Origin of the sequence: Pseudomonas carassii (genome assembly GCF_036324045.1) — a bacterium.
GTDB classification, from domain to species: Bacteria; Pseudomonadota; Gammaproteobacteria; order Pseudomonadales; family Pseudomonadaceae; genus Aquipseudomonas; species Aquipseudomonas peradeniyensis.
The window spans coordinates 1-24,115 of record NZ_JAZDCT010000006.1 but is presented as its reverse complement, the minus strand read 5'-3'; the positions used below and the strand labels follow the sequence as shown (position 1 = coordinate 24,115).

Sequence of the window (24,115 nt, the reverse complement as noted above, 5' to 3'; positions counted from 1 at the left end):
GTGCTGCTCCTTCAGGACGCCAGACGGGCGTCGATGCCGTAGATGCGCCCGTCATAGGAACTGGCCAGGAAGGCGTCGCTGACGGCGTCGTGGGTCAGGCAGGAAATGCCGCTGGCGGTCGGCCGCTGCATGGGCAGCCAGCGCCGCGAGGCCAGGTCGAACAGCGCCACGGTACCGTTGTAGGCTGCGGTGGCGATCACCCGACCATCGCCGGAGGCGGCGATGCACTTGATCGAGTGCTGGTGCGGCGAATCGAACACCTCGTCACCGGTCTCCAGCCACAGGCGCAGCTTGAGGTCGCGGCCGATGCTGGCGAAGCCGCCGGTGATCGGGCAGCAGCCGTTGGAGATGCGCGTGTGCGCCCCCTCGATATGCCGCACGCAGTTGAAGTCGGCGATGCTGTGCAGCGCGGCGTCGGCCGAGGCGCAGACACTGAACAGGTGACGCTCGTCGGCGGCCACGCCCTTGATCGCGTTGTCGTGCATGGGGATCGACGCCACCAGGCGCAGCCCGCCCTGGCCGTCATGGCCGAACACCAGGCCTTCGCCGGTGTAGGTGCCAATCAGCGCCAGGTCCTCGCCGTTCCTGACGAAGGTGGCGCCGCAGTTGAGCGGCGAACGGTGCTGGTACAGCATGCGCCCGGACAGGCCGTCGAACACCTGGCCCATCTGACCGCCGGTCAGCAGCAGCGGGCCGAACGGCAGGAGGAAGTTGCACAGGCTGCCCACTGCTGTCACCGGCTGGTCGTCACGGTGCAGGATGCCGGCGTCACCGATGCTGTACTGGCGCTCGTCGCTGCGCACCACGGCGTTGATGCTCACCGCTGGCTCGATGCCCGACACCTGCCACTGGTCCTGCTCGTAGTTCCAGGTGGCGTAGCGCGAACCGAAGGTGGCGAATACCAGTTGCTCGTCACCGACGAAGGCGCAGCTGCGCGGCCAGACAATACTCGGCAGCGCGGTGCTCCGGCGCCTGACCAGGTTGCGCCCGGCGTCGAAGGTCCAGAGGATTGCCGAACGGTCGTAACTCAGGCTCACCAGCAGGCGCTTGTCGTCGTTCCAGACGATGCGCTTGATCCCGGCGGCATGGGCCGGCACGGTCTGCACCTGGCCCTGGGCGATGATCGAGATGCGCCCCTCGTCATCCCCGGCGAACACCACGCCTTCGCGGGTGATGGCGATGGTATCGGTCTCCACGCCGCCGATGTCCACCTCGTCGCACTGCTGGCCGCTGCGGGTATCCCACTGGCGCACGGTGCCGTCGTCGCTGCTGGAGATCAGGCGCTGGCCGTCCGGCGACCAGACCACCGAGATGACGTCGGCCTGGTGGCCATGGAACGCCTGCAACTGCACGCCATCGAGGTCGAAGATGCGCAGCACGTGGTCACGCGAGCAGGTCGCCACGCGCTGGCTGTCGGGCGAGAACACCGCCATCTCGACGTCGTCGTTGTGCCCCTGCAGCACGGCTTTCAGGCGCATGCTCGGCACTTCCCAGATGCGCGCGGTGTAGTCGCTGCTGGCGCTGACCAGGTACTTGCCGTCACTGCTGAACGCGCACTGGTTGGCCAGGTGGTCGTGGTGCACGCGGTGGATCGGCTCGCCGGTGGCGGCGTTCCACAGGATTACCTGGTTGTCGTAGCCGGCGGTGGCGACGAAGCGCGCGGCATGGGCGGCGATACCGCTGATAGGGCCAATGTGTTTCATCGAAAGATCCTTTTTCGCTGGAGTCAGAGCTTGATCGAATGGCTGGACTTGACCGCCTTCGCCTGCAGGTAGTTGCGGTTGTGATTGGTCAGGAACACCCCGGTGGGGACCTGTTCGATCACATCGATGCCGCCGGCGCGCAGCTGGGCGACCTTCTCCGGGTTGTTGGTCAGCAACCGGCACTGGTGCACGCCCAGGGCCCGCAGGATCTGCACAGCCGGATCGAACGAGCGCGAGTCGGCCAGGTGGTTCAGGCGCAGGTTGGCTTCATAGGTGTCCAGGCCCTTGTCCTGCAGCAGGTAGGCCTCGAACTTGGAGTACAGGCCGATGCCGCGCCCTTCCTGGCGCAGATAGATCAGGTAGCCGCCCACCTCCTTGAGGGTGCGCAGCGCCTCCTGCAGCTGCGGGCCGCAATCGCAGCGCTGCGAGCCGAACACATCGCCGGTGATGCATTCGGAGTGCACCCGCACCAGCGGCACGTCGCACTGCTCGCGGCCGATGCCGACGGCGAAGTGCTCTTGATCACGTTCGAAACCGTGGAAGCCGAAGAAATGGGCGTCGACGTCGCCGCCGAGGATGGAAATCGGCACGATGGTGTGAAGCGAAACATCCTTGTTCATGGAATCAGACCTCTTGCACGGAAGACGGAACAGCTCAGTTGTGGTTTTCAACCAGGCGAAAGCCCATGACGTAGATCGGTCGCGGGTAACGCCCGTGGCGGCGCGCGGTGCGCGCCAGGTCGCGGAAACGGGTGAAGCTGCCACCGCGGGCCACGCGGTGGGCGCCGACATCGAGCACCAGGTCGTCCTCGATCTGCGGACCGCCGGGATAGGGTCGGTAGTCCTCGGCCACGTACTCCTCGACGTTGCCGGCCATGTCCAGCACCCCAAAGGGCGAGGCGGCGTCGCTGAACACGCCGACCGGCGTGCTGTCCAGGTAACCCAGCTCGGCGGTGTTGGCGTGCTCGACCTGGTAGGCGTCGCCCCAGGGGAACTGACGCCCTTCGGGGCCGGCGGCGGCATACTCCCACTGCGCTTCGCTGGGCAGGGCGAAACGCCGGCCAGTGCGCTCGCTGAGCCACTGGGCGTAGGCATCGGCATCACTGGCCGAGACGCTGTACACCGGGTGGTTGGCGTGGTGCCGCGGGTAGCGACCGAACGCCCAGCCGTCGGGGATGCCGGCATGCCCGCTGTCGAGCAGGAACTGGCGGTACTCCTGGTGCGTCACCGGCAAGCGGGCGATACGGAACGCCGCCATCTCCACTGCGTGACGCGGCGTTTCCTTGTCGATCCAGCTGCGGTCCAGGCCAAGCCCGTCGAACTGGTCCATCACCTGCTCGACCGCGCGCGGGTCGAGGCCGATGTGCACCCGCGCCGCAGGGATGTCGATCATCTGCGGCGCGAAGGTGTCGATGCGCGGGTCGCCGCGCAATCCCAGCACCTCGCCGGCGGCAATGCGCCGGGCCACAGGTTGCCGTGGCTGCTCGAGCAGCGTCAGCAGGACGTCCAGCGGCGCCTGGAGCAGCTCGGCGAACGCCGTGGCGACCTGAGCCTGCAACGGGTGTTCCTGGTAGTGCGATGGATAGCCCATCAATGCCCGGTCGCTGACATCCTTGGGCAGCGGGCTGGGCAGTCGTGGCCAATGCCACTGTTTGTAGCTGTTCATGCAAATACCTGCCTGAGCGCAGGCCTGCCCGGCGGCAGGCCTGCGACGACGTGGGATCAGAGACGGTCGAGGAGCAACCGGGGGTTGCTTTCGATCATCTCCACTTCGGCGCTGTAGACTTCGATCACCAGACCATCCGGGTCCTCGAAGTAGACGGCGCTGCGCACGTTGTCCGGCCCATGGTGGTAGCCCGGTGCCGGGCCGTTGCCCTTGACCAGCTTGATGGTGCCGGCGGCGGTGACCTGCTCGGCGATGCGCCGCACATCCTCGGGCAGCGCCCGCACACCGATGTGGTAGCCGGTCGGGTAGCTGAACGACTCACTCTGCTCGATGAAGAAGTCGAAGCCGTTGAGCTCCATCACGGCCTTGCGCGGACCGAGGTTGTAGCAGTAGTTGGCGCCGAGGATGTCGCTGTAGAACGCCTTGGAGGCTTCCAGGTCGCGAGTGAGAATATTGACGTGGTTCATCTCGGGGCGCTGCGCGGCCCGCGCCGCCTCGTCCAGCCCCAGTCCGTCAAGCGAGCGCCACAGTTTGGTCGCGGCCGCGAACTTGGCAAAGCCCGCCAGCCAGTCCTTGATCGCCAGCTCCGGTGCCTGCCCGGCGCCGATATCCAGCGAATACGGATAGAGGAAGCCCTGGCTCGCCTGCTGCCACTGGGCGATCACGCCGCTGGCGGACGGCAACTGCGCCAGCGCGCCCTGCACGCGGACCAGCACCAGCGCGGTGTTGCGACACAGCCCACTGGCCTCGTTGAGCAACGTGTTCAGCGCCGCCGGTGGCGTGGCGCTGTCGAGCAGCAGGCAGACCGCGTCCACCGGCCCCTGGCCGGCGGGCTTCTGGCTGACCTGCAGGCTGAAGCCCGCCGCCGCTGCGGCGCTGCCCAGGCTGTCCAGGGCCTGGGCCGCCGCATCGCCGAGCGGCGCGGCATGCAATGCCAACAAGCGCAGCATCAGACAGCCCTCCGCCCGATCAGCAGGGTGTAGCGGCCGATCGGCTCCTGCTCCACGGTGAGCCCAGCCTTCGCCATGCTGTCGATCAGGTAGCGAGTCGGATGCAGTTCGCCGTTGACCGTGTTGAGCATCATGTGCAGGGAGAAGTCGGCCGACAATGCCGGATGGATCTCGTCATCCTCCAGGGCCATGCTCAGCACCAGCAACGCGCCGTCGCCCTCGACCATGCCGGCGGCGCCGGCGATCAGGGTGCGCACCTGCTCGCGGGTGAAGTAGTGCAGGCAGTCGTTGAGCATCACCACGTCGGCCCGCTCGCCTTGGTACTGCGCCAGGTCCAGCAGGTTGCGGGCATGGAAGCCCAGACGGCTGTCGAGGCGGTACTTGGCGAAGGTGGCCGCGGCCGCCTCGCGGGTGGGTTCCAGGTCCCAGACCTCGCCCTTGACCTGCGGATTTCGGCTGGCGATCTCGGCCAGGTAGGTGCCATGGCCACCGGCCAGGTCGATCACCCGGCGGGCCTTGTCGAACAGCGGCAGGTCACGCAGTACGTCGACCATGGGCTGGCTGAAGCGGACCATGGCATCGTTGAAAGCGTCGCGAGCCGCCAGGTCGTGCTTGAAGCGGTTTTCCTGCTGGAAGTCCAGCGAGGTGCGGCTACGCAGCACTTCGTCCAGGCGTGGCCAGTTGTGCCACTGCAGGCGCTGGTGGTCGATGATCGGGCCAATGAACTCGGCGCTGTCGCTGACCAGGAAACGCTGGCTCAGCGGCAGGTTCTCGAACCCTTGGGCGGTGCGTTTCAACAGGCCCATGGCCACCAGCGCGTTGAGGAAGATGCGGCCCTTGTTCGGCACCCAACCCAGCGCATCGCTCAGGGCCTGGGCGCTGACCGGCTGGCGGGTGTGGTCGAACACACGCTGGGCCAGCGCCGAATGCAGGATGGCGGACTGGCGGTACTGGTCAGAGAGCTTCACCAGGTCGACCACGCCTTGCAGGCTGTTCAGCTCGTCGGCGTGTTCATAGATGGTCACGGGTTTCTGGGCATTCATGCACTCACATCCCTGTCGAGTTATTGTGGGTAAGCCCATGCCCGGCATTTGCCAGCAAGGTGTCGATGGACTTGCACGCACCCCTCCCTGGGACCGGCAAGCACAGGCTCCGCAAATCAGCCTAGACCCGGACCCAATAAATACAACTAATACCTTTTATATTTTTATCGCATATAAATTTTCTTATCGATAATCGTTCATCTTGCACAATTCACCGCGAATCCGGGCTATCCTTCGCCCACTTGCCTGCGCAAAGGATGGCCCAGGAGAGTGCCCGATCCGTTCATTCACGCCCGGTTTCCAGCGCTCCATGACCTCGACCACCGTTGATACCAACTGCACCGCCGACCGCATCCTGTTCCTGCTCAAGACCCGCGGGCCGCTCAAGACCGCCGACCTGGCCCAACTGCTCGCCATCACCTTCGAAGCCACCCGCCAGCAGGTGCAGAAGCTGCAGGCGGCCGACCTGGTCAGCGGCATCAGCGTGCCGGCCAAGGGCGCCGGGCGCCCTTCGCAGAAATGGACGCTGACCGCCACTGCCCAGCGCCGCTTCCCCGATTCCCACAGCGTGCTGACCCTGCAACTGATCGAAAGCGTCGAGCAGGTGTTCGGCAGCGACGGGGTCGACCGCCTGATCAGCCGCATGGAAGACAGCAACAGCCGCGAGTACCAGCAGGCCTGCGCCGATGGGCAAAGCCTGGAAGACAAGGTGCGTATTCTCGTGCAACTGCGCGAACGCGCTGGCTACATGGCCGAGATGCAGGCCGACGGCGACGACTGGCTGATCGTCGAGAACCATTGCCCGATCTGCATCGCCGCCACCCGCTGCCAGGGGTTCTGCCGCAGCGAGCTGCAGGTGTTCCAGGCGGCGATCGGCGAACAGGGGCAGGTGGAGCGCTGCGAGCACCTGATCTCGGGGGATCGGCGCTGCGTCTATCGCATTTCGCCGAAATAATCCGCCGATCTACCAGCGTGGGAGCGCTAGCCCACTCCCACATCCCTCGCCAGGTCAACGTTACTCATCAGATTCGCCGCCTGCCCTTCAGCGCCGGAATGGTGGTCTGCGCAATCGCCACCTGTTCCTGCTCACGCCGGGTGTTGGCCGCCAGGCCCGCCAGGGTCGGCTGGCTGAACAGCAGGCGCGCATCAGCATGCAGCCCGGCCTGGCGCATGCGAGCCACCAGGCTGACCGCCAGCAGCGAGTGCCCGCCGAGCTCGAAGAAGTTGTCGTCGCGGCCGACCTGCTCGATCTTCAGTACCTCCGTCCAGATCTGCGCCAGCGCCTGTTCCAGCTCGTCGCGAGGCGCCTCAAAGGCCCGACTGATCACCGCATCCGCGCCCGGCGCCGGCAAGGCGCGGCGATCGACCTTGCCGTTGGGGCTCAGCGGCAGCTCGGCCAGGAGCACGTAGGCCGAGGGCACCATGTAGGCCGGCAGGCGCGCCGACAGGTACGCACGCAGCGCTTCCAGGGTCGGCGCGGCAAGGCCGTCGCGACAGCTGGCATAGGCCACCAGGCGCTCCTCGCGCACCAGCACCACGGCCTGGCCCAGGGCCGGGTGGGCCGCCAGCAGCGCCTCGATCTCACCCGGTTCGATGCGCAGACCGTTGAGCTTGACCTGGAAGTCGTTGCGCCCGAGGAACTCCAGCTCGCCATCGGCGCGATAGCGCACCAGGTCGCCGGTGCGGTACAGGCGGTCGCCGGCCACGAACGGGCTGGCGATGAAGCGCTCGGCCTGCAACGCCGGCAAGCCCAGGTAGCCGCGGGCCACGCCAATGCCGCCGATATGCAGTTCACCGGCACACCCCACGGGCACCGGACGGTCATGGGCATCAAGCACGTACAGGCGGGTGTTGCCGATCGCCCGCCCGATCGGCGGGGCGACGGCGGGCAACGGCTGCCGCGGCTCCAGGGTCCAGGCGGTGCTGTCCACGGTGGCTTCGGTGGGACCATAGACATTGTGCAGGCGCACCTGGGGCAAACACTCACGTACCCGTTGCGCCAGCGCCAGGGTCAGCTCACCGCCGCCACAGAAGACATCGCGCAAGCTGCTGCAGCGCTGGACGCCCGGGGTGTCGAGAAACGCCTGCAGCAGGGCCGGGACAAACTTGACGGTAGTCACCCGGCGCGCCTGGATCAGCTGCACCAGATAGGCCGGATCGCGGTGCCCGTCGGGGCGCGCCAGCACCAGGCGCAAGCCGGCGCACAGCGGCCAGAACAACTCCCACACCGAGCCGTCGAAGCTGAACGGCGCCCGTTGCAGCAGCGCGTCGTCGGCCTGCGGCGGACACAGGTCGCTGCCCCAGCGCATCAGGTTGCACAACCCGCGATGCTCGACCATCACCCCTTTCGGCGTACCGGTCGAGCCCGAGGTGTACATGACATAGGCCAGGTGCCCGCTGCCCAGCTCCGGCAGCTCGGGCGCATGGTCGCCGTACGCCTGCCAATCGCCGTGATCCAGATCGACCAACATGAACGGCTGGTCCTCGAACAAGCCACGGGTGGCCCCCTGAACCAGGACCGCCAGCGGTGTGCTGTCGGCAAGCATGTAGTGCAAGCGTTCGTCGGGGTAGCCGGGGTCGAGCGGCACATAGGCGCCACCGGCCTTGAGCACGCCAAGCAGGCCGACGATCAGCGGCGCGCCGCGCTCCAGGCACACGGCGACCCGGCTGTCGGGTCGCACGCCGAGGCCGATCAGGTGATGGGCCAGCCGATTGGCCAGGGCGTCGAGCTCGCGGTAGGTGAGCTGCGTCTCTTCACTCTGCAGCGCCACGGCATCCGGCGTGCGTCCCACCTGGGCAGCGAACAGCGCCGGCAGGTGCGGATAGGCGGGATCCAGCGCCACCTCGGTGGCATTGAGAGTCTCCAGCAGATAGACGCGTTCCGTCTCCGGCAAAGTCGACAGCGACTGGAGCGCCACTGGCGGCTCGCTGACCAGGGCGTTGCCCAGCGCCTGCAGAGCGCAGCAAACATGCCCGAGCACCCGCTCGGCACCCAATTCACGGGGCGCCCGCACACTCAGACGCAGGCTGTCGCCCTGCTCGTCCACGGTCAGCACCAGGGCATGGCTGTGCACCTCGCTGGCATCGAGCAAGGTCACACCGGGCAGCGCCACAGCGTCGTGCGCGGCACCATGCCGGTAATTGAGCAGGCTGTCGAACAGTGCCACCCCGGCGGGCAGGCCGCTGCAGCGCTGGGCCAGTACCAACGGCGCGTCCTCATGCCCGAGCAGTGCCGCCAGCTGGCCGTGGATCCCAGCCAGCGCCTGGCCCACATCGCGACCGGCCAGCGATACCCGCAGCGGCAGGCTGTTGATGAACATGCCCAGCGCCCGCTCGGCGCCCTCGCCCGCCATCACCCGGCCCAGCAGCACGGTGCCGAACAGCACCTCGTCACGACCACCCAAGGTTCCCAGCACCTTCGCCCAGGCCAGGTGCATCAGGCTGCCCAGGCCGACGTCGTGCTGACGCACGCGCTGGCGCAAGGTCGTGGCCAAGTCCTCAGGAACGGTCAGGGCGCAGGTCTCGACTTTGCCCTGGCTCCCCTCGTCCATGCCGGCCAGCCTGGGTGGCGCGTCCACCCCGGTCAGGGTGTTGCGCAGGAAGGCTTCATGGCCCGCCTGCCTGGCCTCGTCGCGGCTCAGGGCGACGTAGTTGCGATACGGCACGGGCGCTGGCAGCGTGTGCCCCTCGCCCGCCATCAGCGCCGCCAGCTCGGCCAGCAGCACCTGCACCGAGACCGCGTCGTTGACCAGATGATGGAAATGCAACAGCCCCAGCCAACGCTGACGCGAGCTGTCCTCGACGCAGGCCAGGGCCATCATCGGCGCCTGGCGCAGGTCCAGCCGCAGGGCCTCTTCGCGCAGCCGCGTGGTCGCGTCGCCCGGGCCGGCCCCGAGCACCCTCAGCGGCAACCAGGCCTGGCGCCAGACCACTTGCTGCGGCTGCGCCAGCCCCTCCCAGGCCAGGCTGGTGCGCAGGATATCGTGGCGCTCGATCACCCGGGCCAGGGCCTGGTTGAACGCCTCCAGCGCAGCTTGGCTGGCGAAGGCGAACAGCGCCTGTTGCTGATACGGGTCCCGGTCTTCGGTGAGGTGGTGATACAGCAGCCCTTCCTGCAACGGCGCCAGCGGGTAGATTTCCTGCACATTGGCCGCCCCGCCCGGGACCATGCCGACGATGCGGTCGATGCTGGCCTGGTCGAGCCGGGTCAGGGCCAGCATCTCAGGGGTGATCCGTTGGCAACCCGGTGCCACGCGACTGGCCGGCACCGTCTGCGCGGGGGCGTCACCAAGCGAAGCGGCCAGGCTCGCCAAGGTCGGCTGCCCGAACAGGACCTGGGCATCAACCTGCAACCCTGCCTGACGCATGCGCTCGATCAAGCGCACCGCCAGCAACGAATGACCACCCAGCTCGAAGAAGTGATCATGCCGTCCAACCTGCTCCACCTCCAGCAGCTCGGCCCACAACGCAGCCAGGCGCTGCTCCAGCTCGCCTTGGGGCGGCTCGTGGGCGCGCCGCACCGTGGCCTCGTTGCCCGGCGCGGGCAAGGCACGGCGGTCGAGCTTGCCATTGGCGGTCAACGGCCAGGCCGTGATCGCCACAAAGGCGCTCGGTAGCAACGCGGCCGGCAGTCGGCTGCGCAGGTGCTCGTGCAACTGCAACGGGGTCGACGCCTGTTCGCCGAGGTACCAGGCCACCAGTTGGCCGTCGCGCAGCAGCACCAGCGCCTCGCGCACGCCCGGATGACTGGCCAGCGCGCTCTCGATCTCACCCAGCTCAACCCGCACGCCGCGGATCTTTACCTGGTCGTCGCCGCGCCCCAGGTATTCCAGGGTGCCGTCGGGCAGCCAGCGCACCAGGTCCCCCGTGCGGTACATCCGGGCGCCATGCTGCGGGGTGAACGGGTCGTCGAGAAAGCGCTCGGCCGTCAGTTCGGGACGGTTCAGGTAGCCACGGGCGACACCGGCACCGCCGATGTACAGCTCACCGACAGCGCCTATCGGCAGTTGTCGACCCTGGGCATCGAGCACGTACAGGCGGGTGTTGGTCACCGGCGCGCCGATATGTAGCACCTGGCCTGGGCGTACCTCGCCCGCGCTGGCCACCACCGTGGCCTCGGTCGGCCCGTAGTTGTTGATGATCCGACAACCACGCTCCCGGGCCAGTCGACGCAAACGATCGCCGCCGACCAGCAAGGTCTGTAGGGTGGGGTGTGGCTCGCCCTGGGCGAAGGCGTGCTCGGCCACCGGCGTGGGCAGGAAACTGACCTGCAGCGGCTGGGCGCGCCACCAGCGCAGCAGCGCGTCGATGTCCTCGCCACCCTCGACCACCGGCGCCAGGTACAGGGTGGCGCCGGCGCACAGGGTCGGCCAGATCTCCCAGGCCATGGCATCGAAGCCAAAACCGGCCAAGCTGGAGGTGGCGCTGCCAGGGTGGAGATCGAAGGCTTTGCTGTGCCAGTCGACCAGGTTGGCGAGCATGCGGTGCTCGATCATCACGCCCTTGGGCTGACCGGTCGAGCCAGAGGTGTAGATCACATAGACCAGGCTGGAACCCGACAGACCCGGCACCTCGAGGTCGGCGAACGCCGTCGCGGGCAGTGGCAAGCGGTCCAGCTCGATCACCGGCACCTCGATGGCTGGCAGACTCTCGCGCAGGCCGGACTGGGTCAGCACCACCTTCGGCGCACAATCGTCGAGCAGGTAGCGCAAGCGCTCGCCCGGGTGCGCCGGATCGATCGGCACATAGGCAGCACCTGCTTTCAGCACCGCCAGCAGGCCGACCAGGGTGTCCAGGCTACGCCGGGCGACCACGGCCACCCGTTGCTCCGGCACCACGCCCAGGGCCTGCAGTTGCCTGGCCAGCTGGTTGGCGCGGTTGTTCAACTCGGCATAACTCAGGTGGCGCCCCTCGTGCACGGCGGCCGTCGTCTCGGCGCGCAGCGCGGCCTGGGCCTCGATGCGTCGATGGATCAGGGCCGGGCCCTGGGCTGCGCTGGCGGTGGCATTCCACAACCGCAGGTGCTGGTGCTCGTCGGGCAGCAACAGGTCGTAGTCGTCGATGCCCGCTTGCGGCTGCTCCAGCCCTTGGGCCAGCACATGCAGCAGGCGCGCAGTGAACACCTCGACCTCTTCAGGGCCCAGCCAAGCCTGGTTATGCACCAGGTGCAGCCAGGCCTTGCCATTGTGCGGGTTGCTACGCAGGTAGATCGACAGCGGCGTCGGCTCGTGGTCGTTGCACACCTTGACGCTATGGGCGCCGAGGCTGCCATAGCGCAGGTCGTGACCCTCTTCCTCGTAGGACACGGTGATCTCGAACAGCTGCCCCCGGGCCTCCCGGGATAGCCCCAGCGCCCGGTTGAGATCGCTCAACGGCAGACGCTGGTGGCGCAGGTCGCGCCGCAGGGCATCGCCGATGCCGCGCACCAGCTCGGCGAAGCTCAAATTCCGGCCGAAGTCCATGCGCAAGGCATTGACCTGGACGAACATGCCCAGGGTCGCCTTGGCCCGCGCATTGCCACGATTACGCACCGGCAGGCCGACCACCCAGTCGTCCCGCTGCCAGGTCCGGGCGCAGCACACATGCAAGGCCGCCAGCAGCACATGGGCAACCGATCCCTGCAGCTCACCGGCCAGTTGCCGCATGCGCGCCAGCAGATGACCGTCGAAACTGCGCTCCAATGCATGGCTGGGCGTGACACCTGGCGGCAGGCCCTGTTCCCTGGGGCGCAATAGCGCATCGGGCAGCTGCAGGTAGCGGCCTTGCCAATAGGCAAGATCGCGCTGCTGGCGGGACGATCCCTGGTAGGCCAGGTCATCCTCGATGAACGCCCGGTAGGACGGGGCCGTGACCGGCAGCGCCAAGCCCTGCTCGAGCAGGCCGTAGTACTGGCCCAGCTGGTGGAGCAACTGCTCCAGGCCCCAGCCGTCGAGGATCAGGTGATGGGCCTGCAGCATCAGCAGGCTGCGCTCGGTGTCCACATGCAGCAATGCCAGGCGCAGCAACGGTCCGGTTTCAAGGGCAAAGGGCTGCTGCAGCAAGCGCTTGGCCAGGCGCTGCGCGGCCTCGAACGGCTGAGCCTGCCCGCGCAGGTCGTGCTCGTCCAGCGGCACCTGCAGGCCGGACACGAAGCGCTGGCGGGCCACGCCATCGTCACCCGCCTCGCGCACCAGCACCGTGCGCAGCCCGTCGTGGAGCGCGACCAGATGTTCTAGCGCGTGCCGTAGCAGGCCAGTGTCCACGGCGCCGTCGAACTCGAGATAGCCGCCGACATTGTAGAGCGGCGAGTCACCGTGGCTGATCTGGTCCAGCCAGATGTCGCGCTGGGTGCAGGTCAGGGGGAAGCTATCGGCGACGGACATGGGCGGGTCTTCCTTGAAACGGGGTCGTCCGCGGATTCAAGCACCCACCTCTCCCCCTGTATGGCCCCCGAAACCCGGACAATGCCAAGCGCTTTTTTGCACCGCCTGAGTGCACTGAATCTTTTGTAGGAAATCGACGACAGCCAGCAGCCGCTACCTGCCTACCCCTGTCAGCTGGCGTGACAATCGCCGGCGATCTGGCTGGTTTCTGGCGCCAACTGTTCGACAATCCATCGAATCGAGCTGCATCCACCTGAGAAATTACCGACTTTTCTTGTCGGGTTAATTGGCATTTCCTGTCCCCGCTTTCCGCTACAGACGCAGGCTCGGAGCCTGCTATTCAATAGCGCCAAGCCCCACCACTGAGAGGACTCGACCGCGAGACCCACCGCGTTACCGGATCAAGGAAGACGACGACATGAAGCTGATCGACAGCCTCGAACACCGCCACGACCCGCACCTGTACCTGCAATTGGGCGCACTGGTTGCCAGCACCGGCGATGCTACCTTCGCCGAACAGATGTTCCAGCTGATCGACGACCAGGTACCGATCCATCGGCTCGACCTCAGCGAATGGACCCTCGACAGCGACCAGGCCAGCATCCGCCAGGTCAAGGTACTGGGCAGCGCCGGCCTGCTCGAGACGACGCCCGCGCAGGCATCACTGCGCCATCCCCTGCTGCAAAGCATCATGCGCATGGAAGACCCGTTGCTGATCCAGATAAACGCCCCCGTGCACCAGTGCAACCTGGTATCGCGCAGCGGTGACCGGCGCTGGGTCGTCTGCTGCCAACGCCAGCGCAGCGAGCGGATGTTCTCCCTGGCCGAACTGTCGCTGCTCAAGCGCCTGTCCGACACCTTGCTGCCACTGGTCGAGCACCATGCCCAGCTGTTCCTGCAGGCGGCCCAGCGCCAGCCGGGGAGCGTGCAGGTGGATGAAGCCGGCTCGCTGCGCCAGGTCTTCACCGAGCGCCTGGAGCATGACGCGATCCGCCTGTCCACCCGCGAGCAGGAAGTGTGCATCGGTTTGCTCACCGGAGGCACTGTGCCGCAGATGGCCCAGCGCCTGAATGTGAAGAACAGCTCGATCGAGACCTACCTGAAACGCGCCACCGCCAAGCTCGGCGTCAGCGGACGCCATGGCCTGGCCCGCTGGATGGCCGGCACCTGATCCCAGAGACCCTGTCATGCCGCGAATCGCCCTGCCCTTGCTTGCCCTCGTATTGACCGGTTGCAGCCTCGTCCCTGACTACCAGCGCCCGCCCTCGCCAAGCGCCGGGCAGTACCCCACGGGCGTCGCCTACCGGGGCGGGCCGCCCGCCACGGACGTGACCGGCGACTGGCGCGGGGTGTTCCACGACCCGGTGCTGCGCCAGTTGCTCGACAGCGCGCTGGTCAACAACCGCGACCTGCGCGTGGCCGTGCTCAACGCCGAGGCCTACCGCGCCCAGTACCGCATCCAGCGCGCCGAACTGCTGCCGAAGATCGCCGCCAATGCCCAGGGCACGCGCCAGTACCTGCCACGGCGACGGACCGGCGGTGAAGGCATGATCAGCAGCCAGCAATCGGCCACCGTCGGCATCAGCGCCTACGAACTGGACCTGTTCGGCCGATTGCGCAGCCTCAACGACCAGGCCCTGCTCAACTACCTGGCCACCGACGAGGCCCGACGTGGCGCCGAGCTCAGCCTGCTCAGCAGTGTCGCCGGCGCCTACCTGACCTGGCGCGCCGACCAGGAGCTGCTGGCCCTGTCGCGCCAGACCCTGCAGGCCGACGAGAAGAGCCTGCGCCTGACCCAGCGCCAGCGCCGCACCGGCACCCTGTCGGCGCTCGACCAGATCCAGGCCACCACCCGCGTCGACAGTACCCGCGCCGCCGTGGCGCGCTACACCCGCCTGGCCGCCCAGGACCTCAACCAGTTGCAGCGCCTGGTCGGCGCGCAGGTCGACGAGCACCTGCCGGCGCTGCCCCTGGCCGACGAGCAGATCGCCCGGGTGCCCGCCGGCCTGCCCGCCGACCTGCTGCAACGCCGCCCGGACATCCGCCAGGCCGAGTACCAGTTGCAGGCCGCCAACGCCAATATCGGCGCGGCGCGGGCGGCGTTCTTCCCGAGCATCAGCCTGACCGCCAACGCCGGCAGCAGCAGCCGCGAGCTGGCCGACCTGTTCGACGCTGGCAGCGGCACCTGGCTGTTCCAGCCGCAGATCAACCTGCCGCTGTTCAACGCCGGCAGCCTGCGCGCCAGTCTCGATTACGCCAAGTTGCAGAAGGACATGCAGGTGGCGCGCTACGAGAAGTCGATCCAGACCGCCTTCCAGGAAGTCGCCGACGGCCTGGCGGCGCGCAGCACCTACCAGCAGCAGTTGCAGGCTCAGCGCGATCTGGTCGAGGCCAGCCAGCGCTACCACGACCTGGCCGAGAACCGCTACCGCACCGGCATCGACAGCAGCCTGACCTTCCTCGACGCCCAGCGCTCGCTGTTCAGCGCCCAGCAGGGCCTGATCAGCGACCGCCTGGCGCAACTGCTGGCCGAGGTGAACCTGTTCACCGCGCTGGGTGGCGGCTGGGAGGAGTCGCCGGGGCTGGCCTACCAGCGCTCCGAGGCCCTGCCGAAGTAGACCGACGGCGACACCCCGAGGGTGCGGCGGAACATGGCGCTGAAGGCACTGGGGCTGTCGTAGCCCAGGTCCAGCGCCACCTCCAGTACCGACCGCCCGGCCGCCAGGGCATCGAGGCTTGCCAGCAGGCGCATGCGCCGCAGCCATTGCACCAGGCTCAGGCCGGTCTCGCGCTGGAAGGCGCGGGTCAGGGTGCGCGGGTTGAGGCCGCTGTGGGCGGCGGCGCGGGCCAGGCTCCAGTCCTCGGACGGTGCCTGGCGCAGGGCGTCGCACAGGCCTTGCAGATGCGCCGAGTGCGGGCTGGGCACATGCAGGGCGAACACCGGCAGCACGCGCAGCTCGTCGAGGATCAGCTGCATGATCCGCGCCTCGCGCCCCTGGGCCGGGTGGTCGGGGGCGATGTCCATGGCGCGGATGATCAGCTCGCGCAACAGCGGCGAGATCTCGATCACCTGGCACTGGCGCGGCAGGTCCGGACGCGCGCCGGGTTCGACGAACAAGGTGCGCATGCGCACCACACCGGCCATGCGCAGCTCGTGCTCGACCGCCGCCGGCACCCACACCCCGCGCCCCGGGGGGACCACCCAGCTGCCTTCGCGGGCACTGACCGTGACCACGCCGCTGATGGCGTGGATCAGTTGGGCACGGTCATGGCAGTGCGGGGCGATGTGCTCGCCATGGCGGTAGTTCTCGGCGAGCGGCAGGATGATCGGGCGCGGCATCTGTGCGGGCCTGGCATGGGGAACGGGGATTATTGGCGATGCGCAGGGCTGAGGGGAATCCCGGTGGCTTGTGGGAGAAAGCCCGGCTATCAACACCCCTTGGCCACTTCCTGCGCCGACACCGGTACATCGAAGACCTTGTCGAACCCCCACTGGAACACGAACGCATAGACGAAGAAGAACACGAACAACGCCAGGTTGGTCACCAACGCCGCCCACAGCCCAATGTCCAGCCAGTAGGCCACCAGCGGCAGCAGGATCAGCACCAGCCCACCCTCGAAGCCCAGGGCATGCAGCAGGCGTCGCAGGAAGGTGCGGCTGCGCTGCTGCTGACGTGCCTCCCAACGCTCGAACGCCCAGTTGTAGGCCATGTTCCAGCTCATGGCGATGCCCGACATGAGGATCGACAGCACCGTCGACTGGGCCATACCGGCGCCGAATGCCAGCTCCAGCGCCGGCGCCACGCAGGCCACGGCGATGGCCTCGTAAAGGATGGCCTGGACGACCTTGCGCGCCTTGCCTTGCATGTTCGACTCCCTGAAGAAAAGGCCTACAAAGCTACAAGAAGAAGGCTGTAAGAAAAAGCCGGAAATACTTTATTGACTGACCGTTCAATCAAGAAAAGTTAGCATAAACGTTTCCGCACCACCCCTCCCTGGCGTCCGGCCCCGACAGTGCCGACACGACTCCCGCCTCCGTGGCACTTCCGCCAACGCCTGCACCGCACCGTCCGGCGCAGGCCGCGCATTGGACAACCCCGTGATCGACTGCTTGTATCTATGACTGCAAGCGGCGACACGTCGTACAACTTCGTCCAGGGAATCGAACGAGGAACTACACGATGGCTTACACCGTGATGATGGTATTCGGTACCCGCCCTGAAGCGATCAAGATGGCCCCGCTGGCCCGCGTTCTGCGCGACTGGCCCGAGGTCGACTTGCATATCTGCTCCACCGGCCAGCACCGCGAAATGCTCGAACAGGTCCTCACCGCCTTCGGCCTCACGGTCGACCAGGACCTGCAGGTGATGACCCAGAACCAGACCCTCAACGGCCTGTCCCGCGACCTGCTGGACAAGCTCGACCGCGCCTACGAGCAGGTCAAGCCCGATATCGTCCTGGTCCACGGCGACACCACCACCAGCTTCATCGCCTCGCTGGCGGCCTTCCACCGGCATATCCCCATCGGCCACGTCGAGGCTGGCCTGCGCACCGGCAACCTGCAGCAGCCCTGGCCCGAGGAAGCCAACCGACGCCTGACCGGCGTGCTCGCCAACCTGCACTTCACCCCCACCCGCGACTCCGACGCCAACCTGATCCGCGAAGGCGTGCCGCCCGAGCATATCGAGGTCACCGGCAACACGGTGATCGACGCCCTGCTGTGGATGCGCGACAAGTTGCACCGTGACAACTGGCGCCCCGCGCCCGAGTCCCCGCTCAAGGTGCTGCGCGACGACCAGCGCATGGTGTTGATCACCGGCCACCGCCGGGAGAACTTCGGCAGCGGCTTCGAACGCATCTGCCTGGCCCTGGCCGAGCTGGCCCTGCGCTACCCGGACGTGCAGTTCCTCTACCCCGTGCACCTCAACCCGCAGGTGCAGCACGCGGTGTACAGCGTGCTGTCCGGCCGCGACAACATCCACCTGGTCGCGCCCCAGGACTACCCGCATTTCGTCTGGCTGATGAACCGCGCCCACATCATCCTCACCGACTCCGGTGGCGTGCAGGAAGAGGCGCCCGCCCTGGGCAAGCCGGTGCTGGTGCTGCGCAAGGTCACCGAGCGCCCCGCCGTGCTCAAGGGTGGCACGGTCAAGCTGGTCGGCACCCTGACCGAGCGCATCGTCCACGAGACCAGCCAGTTGCTCGACGACCCGGACGCCTACGCGCGCATGGCGCAGGTGTTCACCCCCTTCGGTGACGGCCACGCCAGCGAGCGCATCGCCGAGCGCCTGAGCCGCTGGTTCGCCGAGCAATCCGCCGCGCGGGACAACGCATGAGCCTGGCCTTCATCGATTTCCTCACCTATGTCCTGTTCGGCCTGAAGATCCTTGCCATCATCCTGGCGACACTGATGTTCGTGCTCGGCCTGGACGACCTGTTCATCGACCTGTGCTACTGGGGCCGCAAGCTGATCCGGCGCTTCCGGATCTACGACAAGTTCGAGAAGGCCGACGAGAAGCGCCTGTTCGAGGTGCCGGAAAAGCCCCTGGCGATCATGGTGCCGGCCTGGAACGAGGTCGGCGTGGTCGGCGAGATGGCGCGCCTGGCCGCCTCGACGATCGACTACGAGAACTACCAGATCTTCGTCGGCACCTACCCCAACGACCCACAGACCCAGGCCGACGTCGACGCCGTGTGCCTGCACTACCCCAACGTGCACAAGGTGGTCTGCGCCCGCCCCGGCCCGACCAGCAAGGCCGACTGCCTGAACAACATCATCGACGCCATCCTGCGCTTCCAGCAGGACGCGCGCATCGAGTTCGCCGGCTTCATCCTGCATGACGCCGAGGACGTCATCTCGCCCATGGAGCTGCGCCTGTTCAACTACCTGCTGCCGAACAAGGACATGATCCAGATCCCGGTGTACCCCTACGCCCCGGAATGGAAAGGCTTCACCGCCGGCCACTATGTCGACGAGTTCGCCGAGAACCACGGCAAGGACGTGATCGTGCGCGAAGCGCTCACCGGCCAGGTCCCCAGCGCCGGGGTCGGCACCTGCTTCAGCCGCCGGGCGATCAGCGCCCTGCTCGAGGACGGCGACGGTATCGCATTTGATGTGCAGAGTCTGACCGAGGACTACGACATCGGTTTTCGCCTCAAGCAGAAGGGCATGAAGTGCATCTTCGCCCGCTACTCCATCACCGACCCGGCGCTGGCCCTCAAGCAGGACTGGCGCCCCGGCATGAGCCGCGAGTTCGCCCAGGTGATCTGCGTGCGCGAACACTTCCCGCGGGACTGGCAGCACGCCATCCGGCAGAAATCGCGGTGGATCGTCGGCATCGTGTTCCAGGGCACCAGCAACCTCGGCTGGAGCCGCAAGGGCGCGCTCAACTACTTCCTCTGGCGCGACCGCCGCGGCCTGTTCGCCTACCTGCTGAGCTTTTTGGTCAACCTGTTGCTGCTGGTGCTGCTGGCGATGTGGCTGGTGACGGTGATCGCGCCGGAGTCCTGGCGCTTCATGTCGATCCTCAGCGACAGCACGCTGCTGAGCACGCTGCTGTGGCTCAACGGCCTGCTGCTGTTCAACCGCCTGTTCCAGCGTTTCTGGTTCGTCACCCGCTACTACGGCATCTTCGAGGGCCTGCTGTCGGCGCCGCGGATGATGTGGAGCAACTTCGTCAACTTCTTCGCCAACCTGCGCGCCCTGCGCCAGGTGATGGAAATGGGCGATTCGCGGCGGGTGGCCTGGGACAAGACCACCCACGAGTTCCCCGCCCTCGCCGCGCCTGCGCGCACCCCGCTGGGCCAACGCCTGGTTGAGAAAGGCTTGATAACCGAGACTCAGCTTGAGCAGGCCATCACCAGCCCGGTCCGCCGGCGCCTGGGCCGCGAGCTGCTGCTGCGCGGCTGGCTGAGCAGCGAGCAACTGGTCGAGACCCTGGCCGAGCAGTTGGACCTGCCCTGGGCGCCACTGAACCCGTTCAAGATCGCGCCGGCGCTGATCGCCAAGCTGCCGCGCAAGCTCGCCACCCACTACGGCGTGCTGCCGGTGGACGAGGACGGCGACACCCTGGTGCTGGCCAGCGAGAGCCCGGTCAGCCAGGTCTCGCTCGGCGTGATCAGCCGCCAGCTCAAGCGCCCGGTGCGCGCCCGCCTGGCGCCGCAGGGGCGGGTCACCCTCGGCCTGCGCTACCACTACCCGAGCCCCTGGCAGAAGCCCGAGACCCGCGAAATGCTCGCGGTGCTCGAGCGCCATCAGGACGACGCCACCCTGCTGGAGCAGGTCGGCATCCACCAGGTGATGCTCGGCACGCTGCTGCAGGTGCGCGGCATGGTACCGGTGACCCTGTTCAACCAGGCGCTGATCGACTTCAACCCCGAGCAACAGAGCCTGGGCGAGCACCTGATCGCCCGCGGCATCATCACCGAGGAGGTGCTGCAGCAAGCCCTCGCCGAGCAGGCCAGCGAACAGCAGGCCGCCTATGAACTGACCCGGGAGGTGGCATGACGCCCCGTCTTTCCCTGACCCTCGCCAGCCTGCTGCTGTGCACCTCTGCCCTGGCCGCGCCGACCAAGCCGATGACCGACTTCCAGCGTTTCACCAGCTACCCCTTCATGGAGCGTGGCTACCGGGAGGCGCAGAAGGACAACTGGGCGGAGGTCGAGCGCCTGACCCGTCATGTACTCAAGCGCGTGCCCAACAACAATGAGGCCCGCGCCCTGCTGGCCGAGGCCCTGGCTCATCAGCGTCGCTACAAGGAGGCCGAGGCCATCGCCGAGGACCTCGACGACAACCCCGAGCACGCCGACGCCCTGCTCGAACTGCGCCTGACCTGGATCGAGCAGGACCCGCCCGCGGCGAGCCAGGTGGAGGCCTGGCTGGCCGACAGCCAGGGCCAGCAGCGGGTGCGCCTGTGGCAAGCGTACAGCGTCAGCTTGGCCAAGTTCGGTGGCGCGGGCAAGGCGCTGGAGTGGCTCAACCAGTTGCCGGTGCGCGACGACGGCATGGTGCTGCGCATGACACGGGCCAACTTCGCCGAGCAACTGCGCAACTGGGGCGAGACCATCGACCAACTGCAACCTCTGGCCGACAAGGGCGAACTGCCGCCGCAGGACTGGCAGCGCCTGGCCAACGCCTATATCCAGCAGGTCGATGAAAAGGGCCTGAACAAGCTGCTGGCCAGCGCGCCTTCCCAGGAAGCGGCGACCCACGCCCGCCTGGCCATGGCCAACCGCGCCATCGCCATGGGCCACAACCAGCAGGCCGAGCGTTGGCTGCAAAGCCTGCCCGCCGACCAACTGCAACATCCCGAACAGCGCCAGCAACTCTGGGAACTGGCCCGCGAGGGCGACGACGCGGCGCTGGTGCGCCAGCTGAGCAACGAACTGCAGCGCCCGTGCCTGGAGACCGTCGACTGGTTGTCGCACAAGGACCTGAAGCTGGCCCGCGAGCAGCTCGGCCAGTGCCAGGCCAGCGATAATCCGCGCAGCCATGCCATCCTCAAGCAGCGCCTGTACGGCGACCCTGCGCAGCCGCCGCAGCCACGTACGGCGGCACAGTGGGAACACCGCTACCGCCAGACCGGCGACCTCGCGGCGCTGGAGCAAGCCACGTTCATGCTGCTCGAGCGTGGCCAAACCGAGCATGCCCGGCAGTTGCTGGAGAACGGTTACGACCGCCGCCAGGGCCGATTGACACCCTCGCTGCTGCAACGCCTGGGCAACCTCTATGCGCGCAACGACGGCCCGCTGAACACCCCCCGCATGCTCGCCTTGGTACCACGCGTGGATGTCGCCACCCGCGGCCAGCTGCTCGCCCGCCTGGCCGAGGCCGGCCAGTGCGACGCGGTACGCAAGGCCATCCCGACCAACCCGAGCGAAGCCGGGCAGTATCGCGCCCTGGGCCGCTGCGCCATGCCCGACCAGCCCGGCGAAGCCGTCATCTATTACCAGGCCGCCGAGCGCCTGGGCGACACCGCCAGCCGCCTGCCCCTGGCCTACGCGCTGGAGGCCTCGGGCGACTCCGAGGCGGCGCTGCCGATCTGGAACAGCCTGCCGGCCGACGCCTGGACCGACAATGCTCGCCTGACCGCGGCGCGTGGTGCCTTGAGCGCCGGCGACGCCAATGCCGCCCGCCGCCACTGGGACGCGGCCGCGCACCGCAACGCCGACGACTGGGCCCTGGGCGCCGCCATTGCCCAGCGCCAGGGCGACGCCCAGCAGGCCCTGGCGTTCCAGCGTGAAGCCCTGCGCCACACCCCGCGCGCCGATCATTACTACGCCGCCGCCGGCACCGCCCAGCAGGCCGGTGACAGCGCCCAGAGCACGGCCTGGCTGGCCGAGGCCGTGCGCCTGGCGCCGGATCAGCCGCGCTACCGCGCCGACTACGGCATGCGCCTGGCCGGTTCGGCGGACAAACAGCAACGGCGCCAGTCCATCCCCTACCTGGAGCGCGCCACCCGCGACTTTCCCGAGGACTACCGCCTGGGCGAGACCCTGGCCCTGCGCTACGACGAAGCCGAGGACAGCGCCTCGGCCCGCCGCGAACTGCGCCGGGTACTGGACGTGGAACGCAACCTGGTCGACGGCGGCGACGAGTACGGCAGCCTGGAAGCGCGCAAGTACCGCCAGCGCCGTGCCCACGAAGCCCTGTCGCGCCGCGACAGCATCACCCTGGCCAGCACCTGGTCGCCGGCCGGCACCTCGACCAACGACAAGTTCCTCGACGACGGCGCACGCGCCGGCAGCTCCCGCCGGGCGCAATCACAGAACGTGCAGCTGGCGATGTGGGACCACGCCCTGGGCGAGGAGCCCAGCCGCAATGGCAGCACCCTGTCGGTGTATGGCCGCGTGCTGTTCGGCGGCCAGAGCCGCACCGACTACGCCCAGAGCATGGGCACCGGCGTCGGCCTGCGCTACAAGCCGCTCGGCCAGGCCAACCTCAACCTGTATGCCGAGCTGTACCACCAGCGCCAGATCGACAGCACGCACTACAGCGGCCTGAGCCTGGGCGAGCTGCTCAGCCCGGCCAAGGTCGGCGGCAACTGGGGCGACCTGCGCCACAACGCCGAGTCGAGCAACGACCTGCTGCTGCGTGCCACCGCGTCCTTCCTCGACCAGGGCCGGTACCGCAATGACTGGCGCATCGACGAGGACGACTGGGACGAGCGTTTCCTCTACCTCGACGCCGCCTGGTGGACCCGGGCCGGCGATCATGCCTGGCTGTCGCGCTTCCAGCAGGGCCATGCCTGGAAACTGCCGAGCCAGTCGCCGCAGACGATCATGCCCTACGGCTTCCTCGAGTTCTCAAGCCAGGATCCGAGCAATGACTGGCGCCAGGACGCCCGCGCCGGGGTCGGCGTGCGCTGGCAGTGGTGGTTCGACGACGACCGCTACAACGCCTACCGTGGCTCGCTGAAAGTGCGCGCCGAGTACCAGCAGGCGCTGGGCGGTAACCTCTACGAGCGCGCCAACGGCGTACTGCTGGGTGTGGAGATGAATTTCTGATGCGTACCTTTCTGGCTCTCTGCCTGCTCGCCGTGTGCCTGCCGACCCTGGCCGACCAGCGCCTGTTCTACCAGCCGCTCAACCGTGATGCCAACGTCACCCCCGCCCAGTGGCAACAACTGTGGCGCGCCACCAAGGCCCAGGGTGGCAAGACCCTGATCGTGCAGTGGAGCGCCTACGGCGACAGCGACTTCGGCGGCGCCCACGGCTGGCTTGCCGGCAGCCTGCGCGAGGCGCAGGCCCAGGGGCTGGAGCTGGTGCTAGGGCTGTACATGGACCCGGCTTACTACCAGCGGCTCGAACAGCTCGATGGCGAAGGTCTGAACAGCTACTTCAAGGCGCAGCTGGGCCGTTCCCTCACCCAGTACCAGCAGCTCAAAGCCGACTGGGCACTGCCAGTGTCCGGCTGGTACCTGCCGCTGGAGCTGGACGACCTGCACTTTCGCGATGCGGCCAGACGCGATGCGCTCTACACGCAGTTACAGGCGTTCAACCGGCAACTGGACAAGCCCCTGCATATCAGCGCCTTCAGCGCCGGCCAGCTGTCGCCTCGGGTCAATGGCGCGTGGCTGGACCAGCTGGCGAGCCTTGGTCTGAACGTGTGGTGGCAGGACGGCGCCGGCACCGGTCGCCTGGCGCCGCTGGTGCGCCAGGGTTATGAACAGGCCCTACCCTGTCGGGTGGGTATCGTGCGCGAGGCCTTTCGCCAGGTCAGCCAGCCGGGGCAACCGTTCCGCGCGGAACCGGCGCAGCCGGGGTTGATTGGGGGATGCCACGCCGAAGCCGTGTTCGCCCTGCGCTATCGGCCCTGGGCCAAGGATGTGCTGAAACCAGGCTCGTTGTAGGAGCGGCCGTGTGGGGGGGGGGAGGCGGGGCGGGGGGGCCCG

Annotated in this window: 15 protein-coding genes; 7 read left to right on the top strand and 8 right to left on the bottom strand. The window is 67.7% G+C overall.

Annotation, left to right across the window (positions count from 1 at the left end):
* Nucleotides 1-11 precede the first annotated feature (11 nt).
* From V0R62_RS06175 to V0R62_RS06155, 5 genes are read right to left on the bottom strand one after another with little or no spacing between them, the layout of a single operon-like run.
* The gene (locus V0R62_RS06175; RefSeq protein ID WP_330103104.1) at nt 12-1,703 is read right to left on the bottom strand and encodes a WD40 repeat domain-containing protein; all 1,692 of its coding nucleotides are present in this window, start codon (nt 1,701-1,703) and stop codon (nt 12-14) included.
* A 23-nt stretch (nt 1,704-1,726) separates the two neighbouring features.
* Entirely contained in the window at nt 1,727-2,323 is a 597-nt protein-coding gene (ribA, locus tag V0R62_RS06170; protein ID WP_062573650.1) for a GTP cyclohydrolase II RibA, read from the bottom strand.
* A gap of 34 nt (nt 2,324-2,357) precedes the next feature.
* The gene (locus V0R62_RS06165; RefSeq protein WP_330103103.1) at nt 2,358-3,368 is read right to left on the bottom strand and encodes a formylglycine-generating enzyme family protein; all 1,011 of its coding nucleotides are present in this window, start codon (nt 3,366-3,368) and stop codon (nt 2,358-2,360) included.
* Between the two features lie 56 nt (nt 3,369-3,424).
* Entirely contained in the window at nt 3,425-4,318 is an 894-nt protein-coding gene (locus tag V0R62_RS06160) for a VOC family protein (protein WP_330103102.1), read from the bottom strand.
* Nucleotides 4,318-5,361 carry a methyltransferase gene (locus tag V0R62_RS06155; RefSeq protein WP_330103101.1) on the bottom strand — a complete coding sequence of 348 codons (1,044 nt, stop codon included), beginning with the start codon at nt 5,359-5,361 and terminating at the stop codon, nt 4,318-4,320. The genes V0R62_RS06160 and V0R62_RS06155 overlap by 1 nt, the downstream gene beginning before the upstream one ends.
* 310 nt (nt 5,362-5,671) lie before the next feature.
* Here V0R62_RS06155 and V0R62_RS06150 point away from each other — a divergent pair, with 310 nt between their 5' ends.
* Entirely contained in the window at nt 5,672-6,316 is a 645-nt protein-coding gene (locus V0R62_RS06150; RefSeq protein WP_330103100.1) for a helix-turn-helix transcriptional regulator, read from the top strand.
* 67 nt (nt 6,317-6,383) lie between these two features.
* On the opposite strand, the gene V0R62_RS06145 is transcribed toward V0R62_RS06150, so the two are convergent.
* Nucleotides 6,384-12,722, bottom strand: a complete 6,339-nt coding sequence (locus V0R62_RS06145; RefSeq protein ID WP_330103099.1) for an amino acid adenylation domain-containing protein — start codon at nt 12,720-12,722, stop codon at nt 6,384-6,386.
* Nucleotides 12,723-13,140: 418 nt separating this feature from the next.
* On the opposite strand from V0R62_RS06145, the gene V0R62_RS06140 reads away from it, so the two are divergent.
* Nucleotides 13,141-13,893, top strand: coding sequence for a response regulator transcription factor (locus V0R62_RS06140; RefSeq protein ID WP_330103098.1), 753 nt, complete (start codon nt 13,141-13,143; stop codon nt 13,891-13,893).
* 16 nt (nt 13,894-13,909) lie between these two features.
* Nucleotides 13,910-15,340: an efflux transporter outer membrane subunit gene (locus V0R62_RS06135; protein WP_330103097.1), complete on the top strand. Its 1,431-nt coding sequence runs from the start codon at nt 13,910-13,912 to the stop codon at nt 15,338-15,340.
* On the opposite strand, the gene V0R62_RS06130 is transcribed toward V0R62_RS06135, so the two are convergent.
* Together V0R62_RS06130 and V0R62_RS06125 are read right to left on the bottom strand one after the other, a co-directional pair.
* Complete coding sequence (locus V0R62_RS06130; protein WP_330103096.1) at nt 15,310-16,062, bottom strand: AraC family transcriptional regulator; 753 nt, start codon at nt 16,060-16,062, stop codon at nt 15,310-15,312. The two genes, V0R62_RS06135 and V0R62_RS06130, sit on opposite strands and share 31 nt — an antisense overlap.
* A gap of 89 nt (nt 16,063-16,151) precedes the next feature.
* The gene (locus V0R62_RS06125) at nt 16,152-16,589 is read right to left on the bottom strand and encodes a PACE efflux transporter (protein WP_330103095.1); all 438 of its coding nucleotides are present in this window, start codon (nt 16,587-16,589) and stop codon (nt 16,152-16,154) included.
* 314 nt (nt 16,590-16,903) lie between these two features.
* On the opposite strand from V0R62_RS06125, the gene wecB reads away from it, so the two are divergent.
* Genes wecB through V0R62_RS06105 form a run of 4 tightly spaced genes read left to right on the top strand, consistent with a single transcriptional unit; the run spans nt 16,904 to nt 24,073 of the window.
* The gene (gene wecB, locus V0R62_RS06120; protein WP_330103094.1) at nt 16,904-18,058 is read left to right on the top strand and encodes a non-hydrolyzing UDP-N-acetylglucosamine 2-epimerase; all 1,155 of its coding nucleotides are present in this window, start codon (nt 16,904-16,906) and stop codon (nt 18,056-18,058) included.
* Complete coding sequence (gene nfrB / locus V0R62_RS06115) at nt 18,055-20,229, top strand: cyclic di-3',5'-guanylate-activated glycosyltransferase NfrB (RefSeq protein WP_330103093.1); 2,175 nt, start codon at nt 18,055-18,057, stop codon at nt 20,227-20,229. Before wecB ends, nfrB begins: the two co-directional genes overlap by 4 nt.
* Nucleotides 20,226-23,228, top strand: a complete 3,003-nt coding sequence (locus V0R62_RS06110; protein ID WP_330103092.1) for a phage receptor — start codon at nt 20,226-20,228, stop codon at nt 23,226-23,228. Before nfrB ends, V0R62_RS06110 begins: the two co-directional genes overlap by 4 nt.
* The gene (locus V0R62_RS06105) at nt 23,228-24,073 is read left to right on the top strand and encodes a DUF4434 family protein (RefSeq protein ID WP_330103091.1); all 846 of its coding nucleotides are present in this window, start codon (nt 23,228-23,230) and stop codon (nt 24,071-24,073) included. Before V0R62_RS06110 ends, V0R62_RS06105 begins: the two co-directional genes overlap by 1 nt.
* The last annotated feature ends 42 nt before the right edge of the window (nt 24,074-24,115 follow it).